The organism is Microbulbifer sp. YPW1 (assembly GCF_013367775.1).
In the GTDB taxonomy this organism is placed as follows: Bacteria; Pseudomonadota; Gammaproteobacteria; order Pseudomonadales; family Cellvibrionaceae; genus Microbulbifer.
The window spans coordinates 1,926,079-1,942,238 of the sequence record NZ_CP055157.1 but is presented as its reverse complement, the minus strand read 5'-3'; the positions used below and the strand labels follow the sequence as shown (position 1 = coordinate 1,942,238).

Genomic DNA, 16,160 nt, shown 5'->3' with positions numbered 1-16,160 from the left:
GCATACCCACGCTGAGACAACAATAAATACGCAGGAGCTTTGATGAGCAACCACAATCACCATACCCCTGCCGCCGAGCGCACCAAGTTTTCCAAGCGCCTGCTGGCACTGACGATCGCATCCGTCGCCCTTAACGCATCTCTGGCACAGGCCCAGGCACAGGAAAGCGGCGACCAGGACGAGCTCGAAGAAATCACCGTGACCGGCAGCCTGCGCGACACGCTGCGCAACTCGATTGATATCAAGCGCGATGCGGAAACCATCGTCGATGTTATTTCTGCAGCGGAAATGGGCAGCCTTCCCGATTTGTCGGTCGCGGAAACCCTGGAGCGCATCGTCGGCGTTACCGGCGACCGCTTCAAAGGTAATGCCAGTGAAATTTCTGTACGTGGCCTCGGGCCATTCCTGGGTTATTCCACCTACAACGGCCGTGAGATTTCTTCCGGCAGCGGTAACCGCGCGGTCGCCTTTTCCCAGTTCCCGTCCGAGCTGGTGAACGGCGCTGTGGTGTACAAGTCGCAATCCTCTGATTTGCTGGAAGGCGGTGTTGCCGGCCTCATCGATCTGCAGAGCATCCGCCCCATCGATTACGGCAAGCAGCGGTTCCAGGCGGAACTGCGCGGCAACTACAACGAGTACGATGCGAAGCTGAATGGCGACAACGGTATGGGGTACCGGAGCTCCATTTCATTCACCGACGTGTTTGATACCGACATCGGTACCATTGGCTTTGCCATCGGTTACGCCGGACACGACTCTTCAACCCCGGAAGAAAGCTTCAACACCAGCTCGACGCTGCGCAACTGTAACTCCGACCGCTTCCTGGACGGCGGCAGCAATTGCTCATGGAGTGACGACAATGCCGCGGCAAACGGTGGACCCGCTGCTGAAGGCGATTACTACTTTATTCCCAATGCGTTTTACTTCCGTCAAATGGAGTCGGAAGAAACCCGCGATGCGGTCATGACCACGCTGCAATGGCAGCCGAACGATGACTGGAACATCACCGCGGACGCGCAATGGTCCAACCGCTTCTATTACGAGGATCGCCACGACCTTTACTTCGATGACGGTCGCCGCCGAATCAGCAACTGGACCACCAATGATGCACACGCCCTGACCTCCTATACCGGGGAATCCCGCGTGAGCAGCTACGGCGAATTCCGCGAGCGCGATGAAGACTACGCGGGTGGCGGGCTCAACTTCGAGTGGGCGGCAACAGATCGACTGGTGCTGAATGCGGATCTCTCCTACTCCGCCACTACCCGCTATCAGGAAACCTGGCAAACGCGTTTCCGCTCCGATCGTGTCTGGTACGACTTTGATACCCGCGGTACCGGTGGCGACGAGTGGGCAACGGTCACCCTGTATGAGGACCCGGACAACCCCACAGAAACCGCGTTGGACAATGACATTCTGAACGACTACAGCTTCTACGGTGCCAACCAGCGGGCTCGCTACGGCGAAATGGAAGTCAAGGATGATATATCGGCCGTCGCCTTCAGTGGTGTCTACGACATTGATGGTGACCTGATCAAATCCGTGGAAGCCGGCTTCCGCCTGTCTTCCCACGAACACAACAACTACGGCGAAGACCGCACCGAGTACACCGATACCAACTTCGCCGATGTGTCCGTCATCGCCACGGAATGCGCCACCGATTACCCGCAAAAAGGTTATGGGGAAGACGCGGGCAGCAGCTTTGACCAGTGGGCGACTTACGACACCCTGTGTGCCTATGACCTGATGCTGGGTGATGAAGACTGGGCGCTCAGCCCCGAAGCGCCCAGCGCCGGCGACGTCAACCTGACCGAGCAGGTGCAGTCAGCCTTTGTGAAACTGAATTACTACACGCAGATTGGCGGGATTGATGTGTCGGGCAATATCGGCATCCGCGCGGTGCAGACGGATATCGAGTCCGTGGGCTACCGCCAGAGTTACGCCGTTACCAACAACGACGCCGGCACACCGGGTGACGCCTCCGACGATAGCGTGCTGATTACCGAGATTGCTGACTCGCTCACCCGCGAGACCTACGGCAATCGCTACCTGAATATCCTTCCCAGCGTGAACGTCAACTTGGGCCTGACCGAAACGGTACAACTGCGCGCAGCAGCCTACAGCGCTATTTCACGGCCGGATATGTGGTGGATGGGTGCAGGTCGGGACCTGGATCTCGGTGATGGCGAGGAGGAGTTCTCCAGCGTCCAGGCCGCTATTGAAAACGGCTCGGTAACGGCGCTGGGCAACCCGAACCTGGAAGCGATTGAATCCCGCAACTTCGACCTGTCACTGGCCTGGTATCCATCGGAAGATTCCATGCTGTCCGGTGCCTACTATTACAAGGAATTCAAAGCCGGCCTGGAAGTCGCAGACTCCAGTGAGGTGCAGGAGTCATTTGCAATCAACGGAGAAATGATCGCGATGAACATCGACGGTCTGATCCAGAACAGCGATGAGTCCTCCAGTATCTCGGGCATTGAACTCACCGCGCAACACGCGTTCAGCAATCTTCCTGAGCCCCTGGATGGCCTGGGTGTGCTGGCTGGCCTGAACATCGCGGATACCGACTTCGACTATTTCGAGAACGGCTCCGAGATCACCGATGACGTGGTCATTTCCGCAGCCAACCTGCCGGGATTTTCGAAGAAGAGTTATAACGCAGAGGTCTTCTGGGAGAACTACGGCTTTACCAGCCGCCTTTCCTACAAGTACCGCTCCGACTACCTGAAGCCCTTCGGCAGCGACTTTGGCCAGACGAACCGATTTGTCGACGATACCAGCTCGCTGGATCTGTCGCTCTCTTACCGTCTGAACAAAAACCTGCAGCTCAAGCTGCAGGGCATCAACCTGACCAACGAGCCCTACACCGAGTACCGGGTTGCGGAAGGTGGATACAATCGCGTGGAGTTTAGCGGTGCGCGGTACTTCTTCGGTGTTCAGTACAAGATGTAACCAACCTTGCCTAGGGAGAGTTACCTGGACCAGCTAGAAACCAAAAATGCCTTACCAGAATGGTTGACTGGTATAACCAATTTTTGGCAACATGGCAATAATCGTTGCTGATACCGCGTTTGACTCAGCAGCGAGGTTTTCTCCATCGTCTGGCGCAGCGGGCACACGAGGGCTGGTTTGGACCTCGCGGCCTTTATTTTGCGCATGTCGCCCGCTCCCGTCGCGCCGTTTGCTGCGACGCGAGCCGGGCTTTTTCTTATTGGTGCAGGCACTACCTGTACTTTCGCGGTGATGGCGAAACCACACAACAATAAGTGGGGCCGGAACAGGAAGCCGATTCCGTCTCCAAATGGCAAACCCGAAATCTGGAAGCACCCAACATGACACGCCCTCTGATCCTGCATCCCGACCGCCTGTTTCCGGCCGATAAAGTAAGCCGGGATATCGCCCGCAAACTTTACGAGAGCGTAAAAGACCTGCCGATCATCAGCCCGCACGGCCATACGGATCCGTCCTGGTTTGCCGAGAACCAGCCGTTCGGTAACCCCACCAACCTGCTGATCCGTCCGGACCACTATGTGTTCCGCATGCTCTATTCCCAGGGTATCCCGCTGGAGAGCCTGGGTATCCGCACCCAAGACGGTTCCGAAGTCGAACAGGATCCGCGCAAGATCTGGCAGCTGCTGGCGGACAACTACCACCTGTTCCGCGGCACCCCGTCGCGCACCTGGCTGGATACGGTATTTCACGATGTCTTCGAGCTGGACGTGCAGCTGAGCTCAGAAACCGCGGATCTCTACTACGAGCGCATCGACAGCTACCTGCGCCAGCCGGAGTTTCTGCCACGGGCACTGTTCGAGCGTTTCAATATCGAGGTGATCGCGACCACCGAATCCCCGCTGGATGACTTGCGTCACCACCAGAAGATTCTGGACAGCGGCTGGAAAGGGCGTGTGATTACTGCCTTCCGTCCGGATCCGGTGCTGGATCCGGATTTCGAGGGCTTTACCGATAACCTGGCGCAGCTGGCGGAAATCACCGGTGAGGATACCTCCTCCTGGTCCGGTTACCTGGCGGCACTGCGCAACCGTCGCGAGTTCTTCAAGAAAATGGGCGCGACCTCTACCGACCACGGCCACCCGACGGCGACCACGGCGAATCTGTCGGCGTCCGAGGCCGAAGCACTGTTCCTGAAGGTGCGCGATGGCAAGTGCAGCGCTGAAGACGCGGAGCTGTTCCGCGGTCAGATGCTGACCGAGATGGCGCGCATGAGTATCGAGGATGGCCTGGTGATGCAGATTCACCCGGGCTCTTTCCGCAACCATAACAAGGTGGTGTTCGAGCGCTTTGGTCGCGACAAGGGCTGCGACATTCCTTCGCAGACGGATTACGTACACGCACTGCAACCGCTGCTGGAAGCGGTAGGCAATGAGCCGAACCTGTCGATCATTCTGTTTACTCTGGATGAGACCAGCTACAGCCGCGAACTGGCACCGCTGGCGGGCCACTACCCGGCACTGAAGCTGGGTCCGTCCTGGTGGTTCCACGACAGCCCGGAAGGTATGCGCCGTTTCCGCGAGCAGGTGACCGAGACTGCCGGTTTCTACAATACCGTCGGCTTCAATGACGATACCCGCGCGTTCCTGTCCATCCCCGCCCGTCACGATGTGGCGCGCCGCATGGACTGCGTGTGGCTGGCACAGCTGGTCTCCGACCACCGCCTGCAGGAAGACGAAGCCTTCGAACTGGCCGAAGATCTCGCCTACAACCTGGCGAAGAAGGCTTACAAGCTCTGATCCAGCGGTGCCCTGTTTCAACGCCTGTGGCGCCGGAGCACTGGGCACCTGCTTTTGAAACCGCTGTGAATACGTCCCTGTACGCTGCGTGAGCGACATCACTGTCGCTCACGCTTTCAAAAACAGGTGCCCAGCACTCCAGCTTCAATTTTGAGTAATCCGCTTCGTCAGCATGTTACTCAAAAAAGGTTAGAAAAAATGAGCCAACAAAGACTCAACAACAGTATTCTCGAAAACCTCCCTGCAGAGGTCATCAAACCCGCCTACGACCGCAGCGAAGTCACTACCGGCATCGTGCACCTCGGTATCGGCGCATTCCACCGCGCGCACCAGGCGTGGTACACGGAAAACCGTATTGCCGCCGGTGAAAAGGACTGGGGTATTGTGGGTGCGAGCCTGCGCTCCGCCGGTGTTCGCGATCAACTGGTGCCACAGAACGGTCTCTACTCCGTCGTCGAGAAGTCCAATGCAGGCACCAAGGTGCAGATTATTGGCGCGGTCAGCGATGTATATGTGGGCCCGGAAAGCCCGCAGCAGTTGCTGGAGCTACTGGCTCAGGAGAGCGTGCGCATTGTTTCCCTGACTATTACCGAAAAAGGCTACTGCCACGATCCGGCCAGTGGCAACCTGAACCCGCAGCACCCGGATGTGGTGCACGATCTTGCCAATCCGTCTCAACCGAAGTCTGCGCTGGGTTATATCGTGGGAGCGCTGGCGCTGCGCAAAGACCGCGGCCTGCCGGGCTTTACGGTGCTGTCCTGCGACAACCTGCCGTCTAACGGCAAGCTGTTAGGTAAAGTGCTGAATCAGTACGCAGAGAAAGTGGATGCGGAACTGGCGGAGTGGATTGCCGAGAACACCACGACTCCGGCCACTATGGTGGACCGCATTGTGCCCGCGACTACCGATGCAGATCGCGAGGAGCTGGAAAGTATTCTCGGCTGTCGCGATGAGGCGGCGGTGATGGCGGAGCCTTTCGCGCAGTGGGTGGTGGAAGACAATTTCCTGCGCGGTCGCCCGGCTTGGGACAAGGCCGGCGCGACACTGGTAGACGATGTGGAGGTCTACGAGCTGATCAAACTGCGCCTGCTGAACGGTAGCCATTCGATGCTGGCCTACAGCGGTTATCTGGCCGGCTGTGAGACGGTGGCGGATGTGATGGCGGTGCCGGCGTTCAATAAGCTGGCGCTGCACTTCATGCAGTCCGAAGCGACGACTTCCATTGATGTGCCGGCGGACTTCGATATTGCCGCCTACCAGGCGGAACTGATCGAACGCTTCGAGAACCGCGCGTTGCGCCACCGCACCTGGCAGATTGCCATGGACGGTTCGCAGAAGATCCCGCAGCGCTGGCTGGGCACCCTGCGCCATCAGCTGGAAAACGATGGTCCTATCGAGGTACTGAGCTTCGCGCTGGCGAACTGGATCCGCTACGTATCGGCAGTGGACGAAAAGGGAAATGCCATCGAGGTTTCCGATCCGCTGGCATCGGAACTGAAGGCGCTGTGCGATCAGTACAAGCCTGAAGGCAGTGCTGCAATGGCTGCTGCGTTCCTCGCTTATACCCCGGTGTTCGGCGACGACCTGCGCAACAGCGAGCGTCTGCAAAGCGCGTTGACCGACTGGCTGGATAAGCTGAATGCGGAAGGTACGCTGGCCTGCGCACAGAAATATTTTTCTGTGTGACACCAATTTGAAGATTATGTTATCAGCCTGATTCAGGCACTGTTTGTCACAGTTTTCGTTTGTTTGATTTGTTTTTAATGTTGTTTTCTAGTTTTTCTCGCTAAGTTTCCATGCCTTTTTAAGGATCTCCCTTGGAAACGTTTTATGATCCCGCGGCCAAAACCGCGGGATTTTTTTGTCTGGTATCTTAATCCGGATTCTGGGTATCAGATTTCCCAGCCCGTTTTTTCACTTTGTTCCTAGGGTGCATCTTCCTCAGGCTCTTTGTTTTCAGTCTCTTTGTCATCCTTCAACTTCAGCGGATTATCATCACCGAAGCGGCTGGCATCATGCGCGGGGTTGTCCGGCCCCCAGGCATCTTCGTTTTCCATATTTGGCAGGTGGTGGGCAATACCCCGGTGACAATCGATACAGGTAGCGTTGCCCGTCGCCAGTTGCGTAGAGTGCAATTTACGTGCGCGCGGACTCTGCACGCTGAAATCCATGTACTCGAAGTCGTGGCAGTTGCGACACTCCAGGGAGTCGTTGGCCTTGAGTCGCGCCCATTCGTGGCGGGCCAGCTCCAGACGCTTGTCGAGGAATTTTTCCCGGGTGCTAATCGTCCCGAATATCTTGCCCCAGACTTCTTTTGAGGCCTGCATCTTGCGCGCAATCTTGTGGGTCCACTCGTGCGGTACATGGCAATCCGGGCAGGTGGCTCGTACCCCGGAGCGGTTGGTCCAGTGAATGGTGCCTTTCAACTCCTGATAGACGTTGTCCTGCATCTCATGGCAACTGATGCAGAATTTCTCGGTGTTGGTGGCCTCCAGAGCGGTGTTGAAGCCACCCCAGAATATGATCCCGGCGATAAAACCACTTAGCAACAGGAAGCCAAGGCTGAACGCCGTGGCGGGGCGGCTCAGTGTGCGCCAGTAGCCTTTTATCCAGTCAATCATCACTCAGTTCCCGGATCGATTGTTGTCGGATGTGTTACTGCTCGCCCTGCGACTTTTTCTCTTTGCGCAGCAGGATATCCACATCCTCAAAGGTGTTGCCCACGGACGACTTCGCGTTGGTCTGCGGGACATGGCACTGCAGGCAGAAATACCTCCGCGGAGCCACATCGGCGAGCGCCTGGAAATCGCGATCCATAAAGTGGGTGATACTGATCATGGGCGCGCCGCTGACACCGGTCTGTATGCGGTTGTGGCATTCCAGGCAGCGGTTGTTGTTCTTGTCGATCTGATAGCCGCGAATCGTGTGCGGGATGGTTGGCGGTTGCTCCGGATAGGCGCGTACCCGCTTTCCATCAGCATTTATCGGGTCGGCAAGTTGTGGGGCATCCTCCGTTTCAAATAAGGTGCCACCTTTGCGGATGCCATCCGGCCCCGGTGTATCGGGAAACTGCTCCGCCACCGTTGCCAGACCGCAAACGAATACGATGACGGCAACGACGATGGTGAATACCTGTTTTATGCTCATGATCGCTACTCAGCTTTGTTTTACGCTACCGGGTTTGCGCGCCATCAGGCCAGCGAAACCAGTTCCAGCTTCACCGCGCATTTCTTGAAGTCGGTCTGCTTGGAAATGGGGTCTGTGGCATCGAGGGTGACTTTGTTGATCAGGCGCTGGGCATCGAAGAAGGGCACGTACACCAACCCCTTGGGGGTCTTCGCGCGTCCGCGTGTCTCAACCCGCGCGATCATCTCGCCGCGACGACTGATGACCTTTATCTCACTACCGCGACGAAAGCCCTGCGCCTGCGCATCATCGGGATGCATGTAAACCAGTGCATAGGGCACGGCACTGAACAGCTCCGGAACACGCTGGGTCATGGATCCCGTATGCCAGTGCTCCAGTACGCGACCGGTACACAACCAGTAGGGGTATTCTTTATCCGGTGATTCCGCCGGCGGCTCGTAAGGCAACGCAAAAATACGGGCGCGACCGTCGTCGTTGCCGTAGAACTGAACTCCGGCACCTTTCTTGACGTAGGGATCGTAGCCTTCGCGGAAACGCCAGCGGGTCTCCTTGCCATCCACCACCGGCCAGCGCAGTCCGCGCACCTTGTGGTACACATCAAAGGGGGCCAGATCATGGCCGTGACCGCGACCGAACTCTGCGTACTCTTCAAACAACCCCTTCTGGATATAGAAACCAAACGCATCAGATTCATCGTTGGCATATTCTTTATCCCGATCGGAGTTCGGGAAGCGATTGGCATGGCCATTAGCGAACAGGACTTCGTACAGGGTCTTGCCCTTGTAGCCGCGCGTTTTACTCAGTTCCTCCGGCCACACCTCGTCGGTTTTAAACCGCTTGGAGAATTCCACCAACTGCCACAGATCCGACTTGCTTTCTCCCGGTGCTTTCACCTGCTGGTGCCAGAACTGGGTCCGGCGCTCGGCATTGCCGTACGCCCCTTCTTTTTCCACCCACATGGCAGTAGGCAGAATCAGGTCCGCGGCCTGGGCAGAAGTGGTTGGGTACACATCGGAAACAACCACAAAGGTATCCGGGTTGCGCCATCCCGGCAGTAATTCCTGCATCAGGTTAGGCCCGGCCTGGGCGTTGTTGGAAGCCTGGGTCCAGTAGACCCTGAGCTTGCCGTCTTTCAGCGCGCGACTCTGGGCAACGGCGTGGAAGCCGGGCTTCGGCGGGATGGTGCCCTCCGGTAACCGCCAGATCTTTTCTGCCGTGGCGCGGTGTTTCGGGTTCGCTACCAGCAGGTCTGCCGGCAGACGGTGGGAAAAGGTTCCTACTTCACGTGCGGTACCGCAGGCTGAAGGCTGTCCGGTCAGCGAGAAAGGACTGTTGCCGGGACTGGAAATTTTCCCGGTCAGCAGGTGGATGTTGTAAGCCATATTGTTCGCCCACACCCCGCGGGTGTGCTGGTTGAACCCCATGGTCCACAGGGACATCACCTTGATGTTCGGGTCGGCATACAGTTCGGCAAGTGCGGTCAGCCGTTCTTTGGGCACGCCACTTTCCTTGGCGGCGCGATCGAGGGTGTAAGGCTTGAGAAATTCCGCAAACTCCTTGAAGCTCATATCTTCCCAGGTGTTCGCCTTGTCGCGTCCGGTGGCTTTCTGCTCGCGCGGGTCTTCATCCCGCAGGCCGTAGCCGATATTGGTTTTACCGCGTACAAAATGGGTGTGCTTTTTGACGAAGTCTTTGTTTACCTTGTTATTCTGAATAATGTAATTGGCAATAAAATTCAGAATCAGCAAATCGCTGTGCGGTGTCATCACCATCGGAATATCCGCCAGCTCGAAGCTGCGGTGTTCGTAGGTAGACAGCACAGCAACTTTGCAGCCAGGATGGGAAAGACGGCGATCCGTGACCCGCGACCACAGGATTGGGTGCATCTCCGCCATATTGGAGCCCCATAGCACAAATGCATCTGCGGCTTCAAAATCGTCGTAGCAACCCATGGGCTCATCGATGCCGAAGGTGCGCATAAAGCCCATTACTGCAGACGCCATACAGTGGCGCGCATTTGGATCGATATTGTTGGAGCGGAACCCCGCTTTCATCAACTTGCTGGCCGCGTAACCTTCCCACACGGTCCACTGCCCGGAGCCGAACATGCCCACGGATTCAGGACCGTGATTCTTGATCGCCTCCTTGTATTTCTGGGCCATAACATCGAAGGCCTGATCCCAGGAAACCTCGGCAAAATCTCCGCTCTTGTCGTACTTTCCATTTTTCATGCGCAGCAAGGGCTTTTTAAGGCGATCACTGCCATACATGATTTTCGACAGGAAATAGCCTTTTACGCAGTTCAGACCGCGGTTTACCTCGGCCTTGATATCGCCGTGGGTAGCCACCACGCGGTTGTCCTTGGTGCCCACCATGACACTGCAGCCGGTGCCGCAGAAACGACAGGCGGCCTTGTTCCACTTGAGTTCGTTGGCACCGCCCTTGCTCACCAGGTTCTGGGTTTTAGCGGGTATCGCCAGTCCGGCAGCCGCTGCCGCGGCAACCACCGCACTCGCCTTGGTAAAGTCACGTCGGGTGATCACCATGTCACAGTTCTCCCACAATTTTTACCGGCTGCGTGTCTGCGTCGGCTGCCTGCTCTTCCAGCACGTGATCCACCTCAGACAGCTTCAGCTCCTCGTGGTAGACCATAGCGACGTTAAGCACACCCTGCTGGTCCTTGATGGTCTCGATCATCGTGTTGATAAAATGGTGGTCGGAAGTCTCCAGCACCATCACCAGTTTGCCTTCCTCACTGCCGAGATGAATTTCCAGTTCGGGACAGGAGTCTACCCAAGCCGAAACCATGGGAATACGCTCCGGTCGCACATGCACCAGCAGACTGGCAATGTGCAGGGTGCCGCCATCCCCGGCTGCCGGGTCGTTGTAGTCGCGGTCTCGGTAGTGATGCTCTCTCATATTCGGGTCGCTCTCATTGGAGCCTGCTCGGCTTGGCTTGAACTACACAGCACAATTTGTTCGTCGGGGCCAAATATCTGGTGAACCTGATAGTAGGGCCTGACACGAAGATTCCCGCCACAGGCGGATATAAACGGACTCATCAGACGGGAGGCCCCGGGGGGCCGAAGATCATTTGCAGTATCCACACGAAAAATCCGTAACCACCGACAATCGCAACCGCCAGGATCGGAAACAGAAACACGAGGATAAACAGCACCAGGCGACCTTCCCTGCGGCGCTGCTCGCGGGTCGATGGTAGTTGCTCTTCAGTCAACGGATTCACCCCTCATGAATGTCGGAGTTTATTACCGGAAGAAATTAAGCCAAGACGCCTTATGCCGAATATCCCGCTCCCGAATGATCGGGGCGGATGAATTTCCACAGGTATAGTGCGCCACTCATCCGGCCACATACCTTGAGTCTAGAAAGGGCAGCTGATCCGGCAAGTAAATTGATCGGGGGAATTGAAAAAACGGATATTTGAGAGGGTGAGCCACAACTGGCTATAGGGTAGTAGTGCGCAGGAGACCGCTTTCGCGCTGTATCAGCTGACTGTGGATATTATTAGGGCAGGGGGAGCTTTTGGCGCAGACTCACCTCCACCTTTAACATCGAGAATACATGCGCTAAATAGCGACATCGGTTGTCGGTTTAGGAAAAACCTGGGGAGGCCAGCAGTAGCGTCGCACTAACGGCGCTACTGCTGGATCGAAAATATCACTGAATTACCGATGGGTTCTATTACTCGTTGCTCGGTTTTCCGATAGTCGCCAAAATCCCACCATCGACATATACCACCTGGCCGTTGACGAAATTACTCGCATCACTGGACAGGAATACCGCTGCACCTTGCAGGTCTTCCGGGTTACCCCAGCGACCCGCCGGCGTGCGCCCGATAATGAAATCGTTAAACGGGTGACCGTCCACGCGGATTGGCGCAGTCTGGCTGGTGGCGAAGTAGCCCGGGCCAATCCCGTTGACCTGGATATTGTGACGCGCCCATTCGGTCGCCATATTCTGGGTCAGCATCTTCAGACCGCCCTTGGATGCTGCGTAGGCAGACACACTGTCGCGACCCAGCTCACTCATCATGGAGCAGATATTAATGATCTTGCCGGCACCGCGCTCGATCATGCGCCGGACCACCGGGCGGCTCATCACCATTACCCCGGTGAGATTGGTTTCCAGCACCTTGTTCCACTCGGACAGCTCCATTTCCAGCAGCGGCACACGGCGGATGATACCGGCGTTGTTGACCAGTACATCGATCGGTCCCTGCTCCTGCTCGATCACCGGCACCATTTCGTTCACTTCGTCTTCGTTGGTGACATTGAACAGATAGCCGTGGGCGTCGTAGCCTTTTTCACGCAGTTCGGAAACAGCGTTATCCAGTTTTTCCTGAGAGGAGTGACCGGTGATAACCAATTTTGCTCCGGCGTCGCCGAGGCCCTGTGCCATGGCCATACCCAGGCCGTGGGTAGCTCCGGTAACCAGTGCGAGTTTACCGGTTAAGTCGAACAGTGATTTGGACATAAATTTACTCCAGTTTTCCGGTAGATACACTGCGCGTGTCTACCCTACGGGGATATGGGGATAGGTTTCAGCAGGGTGAATTAGCTCGGCAATCCACCACGCTGCAATATCAGCGCAACTCGTTGGGCTGCACAAAATCCATATCGTCGTAATCCAGGTTTTCTCCCGCCATTCCCCAGATAAAGGTGTAATTGGCGGTACCCACACCGGAGTGCAGAGACCAAGTGGGCGAGATCACCGCCTGCTCGTTGTGCATCCACAGTGTCCGGGTATGTTGCGGCGGGCCCATGAAATGACACACCGCTTGCCCCTCCGGCACATTGAAATACATGTAGGCTTCCATGCGGCGGCTGTGGGTATGTGCCGGCATGGTATTCCAAACGCTGCCGGGCGCCAGCTCGGTCATGCCCATCTGCAATTGGCAGGTCTGGATGACGCCGTTCACCAACAGCTGGTTGATCACTCGCTGGTTGCAGGTTTCACTGGCGCCACGCTCCATGACATTGGCATCGGCCTTGCTCACATTTACCGTTGGATAGGCACAGTGCGCCGGCGCGGAGTTTAAGTAGAACTTGGCGGGGTTGGATTTGTCCGCACTACTCAGTTTCACCACCACGGAACCGCGTCCCACATAGAGGGCTTCCTTGTGGCCGATTTCGTGCACCTTGCCATCCACCTCCACGGTTCCGGAGCCACCAATATTTATAAGTCCCAACTCGCGGCGCTCAAGAAAATACTCGGAGCGCAGGGCCTCCACGGTTTCCAGCTGCACGGTTTCTTCCACCGGCATGATGCCACCCACGATCATGCGGTCTACATGGGTGTAGGTGAGGCGCACTGTATCCGCTTCGAAAAGCTTCGGCACGAGGAACTCTTCACGCAGGCGGTCGGTATCGTAGTTGACATAGTCACTCGGGTGACTGGCGTAACGCTCTTCGAAATTGGTGGTCATATTTTTCCCCTGTTGTACATCTAGGTCGCAGGTGCCCACTGCACTGCTATGCGAAGGTTCTGGTGGCCGGCGCCCTTGAGCGAGACTGTCGAAAAGAGGGACCTTTTCGACAAGCCCCATGGATGGGTTTACGGCGTGTCTCGCGCAAGGGCGCCGGTCAGCAGAACCGCCACAGCACCAGTAAACGGCACCGCGAACCTTCAGGTAAATTTTAAGATTCGGACTTCAACAGCTTGTACATCTCAACGCCGGAAGTAATAAACGGCGCAGTACCTTTGGGGTCGTCGTCGTAGATCGGCTCGCTCATGTAGTACTCGTAGCTACCGTCGCGGCCAAAGCCAAGGCCAGCCACCTGACACATATCAGTGATGCTGATGGTGCCGTCGGCGTGTACCTGAACAAACTCATCCAGCAGGCCTTGGTAGGCTTTTTTGGCGGTACCGAGGTACTTGTCCTTGGGCAGGTATCCCTGGTTCAGCGCCTTGGCATAGAAGTAGGTGAACATGGTGCTGGCAGTGGACTCGCGGTAGTTACCGCGCTCACCGGGCTTGTCGATAATCTGCCACCAGGTACCGGTTTCCGGATCCTGGTACTTTTCGATTACCGGTGCGATCTCGGCAATCATGTCCAGCAGGTACTGACGCTGTTCAGCGTTTTCTTCTGGAATAAAGTCCAGTACATCCACCAGCGCCATCGCCAACCAGCCCATACCGCGCGCCCAGTGGTAACCGGATAGACCGCTTTCCTTATCGGCCCAGACCTGCTGACGTTTTTCATCCCAGGCGTGGTAGAACAGGCCAGTCTCCGGATCTTTCAGTACTTCGTTGACCAGTTTGAATTCGGCCAGTACTTCGTCGACATTCGGCTGCTCGTGCATCAGCTGTTCGTAGTGGGCGAGGAACGGAATCCCCATGTAAACGCCGTCGAGCCATACCTGGTAGGGGTAGCGCTTCTTGTGCCAGAAGGCACCGGCAGAAGTACGGGGATGATGCTCCAGCTGTTCGAACAGGGTATCGACCGCCTTCTTGTAGCTTTCGTCGTTGTTGCGCTCGTACATACGCAGCAGCATGGTGCCGGCGCGAATGCTGTCGATATTGTATTTGTCCTGTACGTAACCATTGATGGAGCCATCTTCGTTGACGAAGGAACCCATGACGGTCTGCACCGCGTCGGCGTAGCGCGCTTCCGGAGCCACCTGGTTCAGCTCATCGTAGGCCTGCATGACCATGCCGGTGGTGTACTCGAAGTAGGATGGACGCTTGCGGATATGGTCGTAACCGCCAAAGCGGTAATCCAGGGTTTTACGTTCCAGCTCGGAATCCGCCAGGCGCTTGCTCCAGTCCAGCGCCACATCAGCAGATAAAGGTTTATCCGTTTCTGCTTCGCTCGCTGCGGTAGTCAGGCGCTGACGCAGGGGCATGGTGAGCTTTTCTGCTTCCTGCTCGAGGTAGGTTTCGAATTCGGCCTTGGTCGTAATCGGGCCGTGGCGGCTCTCCACTTCATTGGCCCAGGCGGCAACAAAGTAGTACTGAACTTCTTTGTCGGCCGGCTTCAGGATGGCCACCTGGTTGTGCTCGTCGCTGGTGGTTTCCTTGATCGCCTTGCGCTTGGCCAGTACCGCCATACCCAGATTGGCACCATCGAGGCTCTGCGGGCCGTAGGTACCGATATAGGTGTACGCGTGGCCGGTAATATCCATGTCACCAACAATCAGCTCGGTACCCTTGTGATTCACGATACCGGCAATCAGGTTGTCCAGCTCTGCGCTGGTTTTCGCATTCACTTCCACCAGGCGGCTGCCCGCGTGCATGGAAAGCTGCGCGCTCAAATCGGTCTCGACACCTTCAACCGGCTTCCAGCCGAGGTAGTCGATCTTGAACGCGGAATACAGGTCGCCGTTTTCGGTGATTTCCGCGCGCCAGTCCTGCACGTCACTCACGCGAATGACTTTTTCCCCATCCCAGTAACCGTAACCGCCAACGCCGACGGCACTGCCTACTTTCAGGATATCCATGCCCCAGTCGGCGGGCTCGTGGTAGGAATCAAAACCATCCTGGCCCACACCCTGCAGTACGGGCTCCTGGATCGACTTGCCGAAAATATCGAAGCCGTTGCGCCAGTCCAGATACACACGGTAGCCGACCAGATCGGATTCAATACCAGGGCCTTCATAGCGGATATACCAGGAGTGGTCGGTGTGTTCTTTGGGGACTTCCAGGGTACTGACGTTCTGGAAGCTGCCGCCGAGATATTCGCGCTCTTTCCACTCACCGCCCACTTTGTGGGAGATTTCCGCCTGAGTGCGCTTGGCCACGGAATCTGCCGGCGCATCTGCTTCGGCGATGCGCAGCTTGAGGGTTTCATCGACGGCTACATCAACGGTGAAGATGATGCCGTCTTTGCTGCCATCGGCGTCTTTGTCGATGGCCTGCACGGGAATCTGTTCGGCCTGTTTCCACACCGCGATGGGTGAAGCAAAACCGGCTTTCAGTCCGAGTTCGTAGTAGCTGAGGTAAACCGCTTCGTCCAGGCGCGGGAAGGCTGAGGGGTTGGAAAGCTCGAGGGTCGCGATCGCACTGGGCTTTTCCGCTTCTGCCGCGGGTGCGGCGGCTTCTTCCGGGGACTGGGCAGCTTTTTCACCGCACGCGGTCAGGGTTGCCGCCGTCAGCGCAAATGCGATGGCATTCAGGCCCAGTTTGCTTTTGGACTGGTCAAACAGTTTCACAGAGGTCTCCACGAAGTCGGGTTTTATTCTGTTTTTCTGGCAATCAACAAATTAGCTTGCCGTTAAATCGAAAAACGGCCGGGTGCGAATT

General features: G+C 56.8%; 11 protein-coding genes. 3 read left to right on the top strand and 8 right to left on the bottom strand.

All coding sequences use genetic code 11. The annotated features are described in order from the left end of the window. The first annotated feature begins 42 nt into the window (after positions 1–42). The 3 genes from HUW35_RS08210 (at position 43) to HUW35_RS08200 (ending at position 6,437) form a co-directional block, all read left to right on the top strand. The gene (locus tag HUW35_RS08210) at positions 43–2,955 is read left to right on the top strand and encodes a TonB-dependent receptor (RefSeq protein WP_181255094.1); all 2,913 of its coding nucleotides are present in this window, start codon (positions 43–45) and stop codon (positions 2,953–2,955) included. Between the two features lie 380 nt (positions 2,956–3,335). Continuing rightward, positions 3,336–4,751 (top strand): glucuronate isomerase, encoded by a 1,416-nt coding sequence (gene uxaC / locus HUW35_RS08205; RefSeq protein WP_181255093.1) that lies wholly within the window; start codon positions 3,336–3,338, stop codon positions 4,749–4,751. A gap of 198 nt (positions 4,752–4,949) precedes the next feature. Continuing rightward, a complete protein-coding gene (locus HUW35_RS08200; protein ID WP_181255092.1) occupies positions 4,950–6,437 on the top strand; it encodes a mannitol dehydrogenase family protein in 1,488 nt (495 codons plus the stop codon). A 239-nt stretch (positions 6,438–6,676) separates the two neighbouring features. Here HUW35_RS08200 and HUW35_RS08195 read toward each other — a convergent pair whose 3' ends face one another. The 8 genes from HUW35_RS08195 to HUW35_RS08160 form a co-directional block, all read right to left on the bottom strand. After that, a complete protein-coding gene (locus HUW35_RS08195) occupies positions 6,677–7,372 on the bottom strand; it encodes a cytochrome c3 family protein (protein WP_181255091.1) in 696 nt (231 codons plus the stop codon). Positions 7,373–7,406: 34 nt separating this feature from the next. After that, positions 7,407–7,898: a nitrate reductase cytochrome c-type subunit gene (locus tag HUW35_RS08190; protein WP_181255090.1), complete on the bottom strand. Its 492-nt coding sequence runs from the start codon at positions 7,896–7,898 to the stop codon at positions 7,407–7,409. Between the two features lie 44 nt (positions 7,899–7,942). Then, the gene (gene napA / locus HUW35_RS08185) at positions 7,943–10,444 is read right to left on the bottom strand and encodes a nitrate reductase catalytic subunit NapA (RefSeq protein WP_181255089.1); all 2,502 of its coding nucleotides are present in this window, start codon (positions 10,442–10,444) and stop codon (positions 7,943–7,945) included. Position 10,445: 1 nt separating this feature from the next. Further along, positions 10,446–10,817, bottom strand: a complete 372-nt coding sequence (locus tag HUW35_RS08180; protein ID WP_181255088.1) for a chaperone NapD — start codon at positions 10,815–10,817, stop codon at positions 10,446–10,448. A gap of 142 nt (positions 10,818–10,959) precedes the next feature. Next, positions 10,960–11,133: a periplasmic nitrate reductase, NapE protein gene (locus tag HUW35_RS08175; protein WP_219932668.1), complete on the bottom strand. Its 174-nt coding sequence runs from the start codon at positions 11,131–11,133 to the stop codon at positions 10,960–10,962. A 467-nt stretch (positions 11,134–11,600) separates the two neighbouring features. Next, positions 11,601–12,392 carry a gluconate 5-dehydrogenase gene (locus HUW35_RS08170; RefSeq protein WP_181255086.1) on the bottom strand — a complete coding sequence of 264 codons (792 nt, stop codon included), beginning with the start codon at positions 12,390–12,392 and terminating at the stop codon, positions 11,601–11,603. Between the two features lie 109 nt (positions 12,393–12,501). After that, positions 12,502–13,344 carry a 5-dehydro-4-deoxy-D-glucuronate isomerase gene (gene kduI, locus HUW35_RS08165; RefSeq protein ID WP_181255085.1) on the bottom strand — a complete coding sequence of 281 codons (843 nt, stop codon included), beginning with the start codon at positions 13,342–13,344 and terminating at the stop codon, positions 12,502–12,504. A 211-nt stretch (positions 13,345–13,555) separates the two neighbouring features. Beyond that, the gene (locus tag HUW35_RS08160; protein ID WP_219932667.1) at positions 13,556–16,069 is read right to left on the bottom strand and encodes a glycoside hydrolase family 88 protein; all 2,514 of its coding nucleotides are present in this window, start codon (positions 16,067–16,069) and stop codon (positions 13,556–13,558) included. Positions 16,070–16,160 lie beyond the last annotated feature (91 nt).

Bases quoted from the DNA above. Each gene is read 5' to 3' on its own strand.
- HUW35_RS08190 (WP_181255090.1), bottom strand. From the start codon at position 7,898: ATGAGCATAAAACAGGTATTCACCATCGTCGTTGCCGTCATCGTATTC.
- napA (WP_181255089.1), bottom strand. From the start codon at position 10,444: ATGGTGATCACCCGACGTGACTTTACCAAGGCGAGTGCGGTGGTTGCC.
- HUW35_RS08210 (WP_181255094.1), top strand. From the start codon at position 43: ATGAGCAACCACAATCACCATACCCCTGCCGCCGAGCGCACCAAGTTT.
- HUW35_RS08170 (WP_181255086.1), bottom strand. From the start codon at position 12,392: ATGTCCAAATCACTGTTCGACTTAACCGGTAAACTCGCACTGGTTACC.
- HUW35_RS08195 (WP_181255091.1), bottom strand. From the start codon at position 7,372: ATGATTGACTGGATAAAAGGCTACTGGCGCACACTGAGCCGCCCCGCC.
- kduI (WP_181255085.1), bottom strand. From the start codon at position 13,344: ATGACCACCAATTTCGAAGAGCGTTACGCCAGTCACCCGAGTGACTAT.
- HUW35_RS08180 (WP_181255088.1), bottom strand. From the start codon at position 10,817: ATGAGAGAGCATCACTACCGAGACCGCGACTACAACGACCCGGCAGCC.
- uxaC (WP_181255093.1), top strand. From the start codon at position 3,336: ATGACACGCCCTCTGATCCTGCATCCCGACCGCCTGTTTCCGGCCGAT.
- HUW35_RS08200 (WP_181255092.1), top strand. From the start codon at position 4,950: ATGAGCCAACAAAGACTCAACAACAGTATTCTCGAAAACCTCCCTGCA.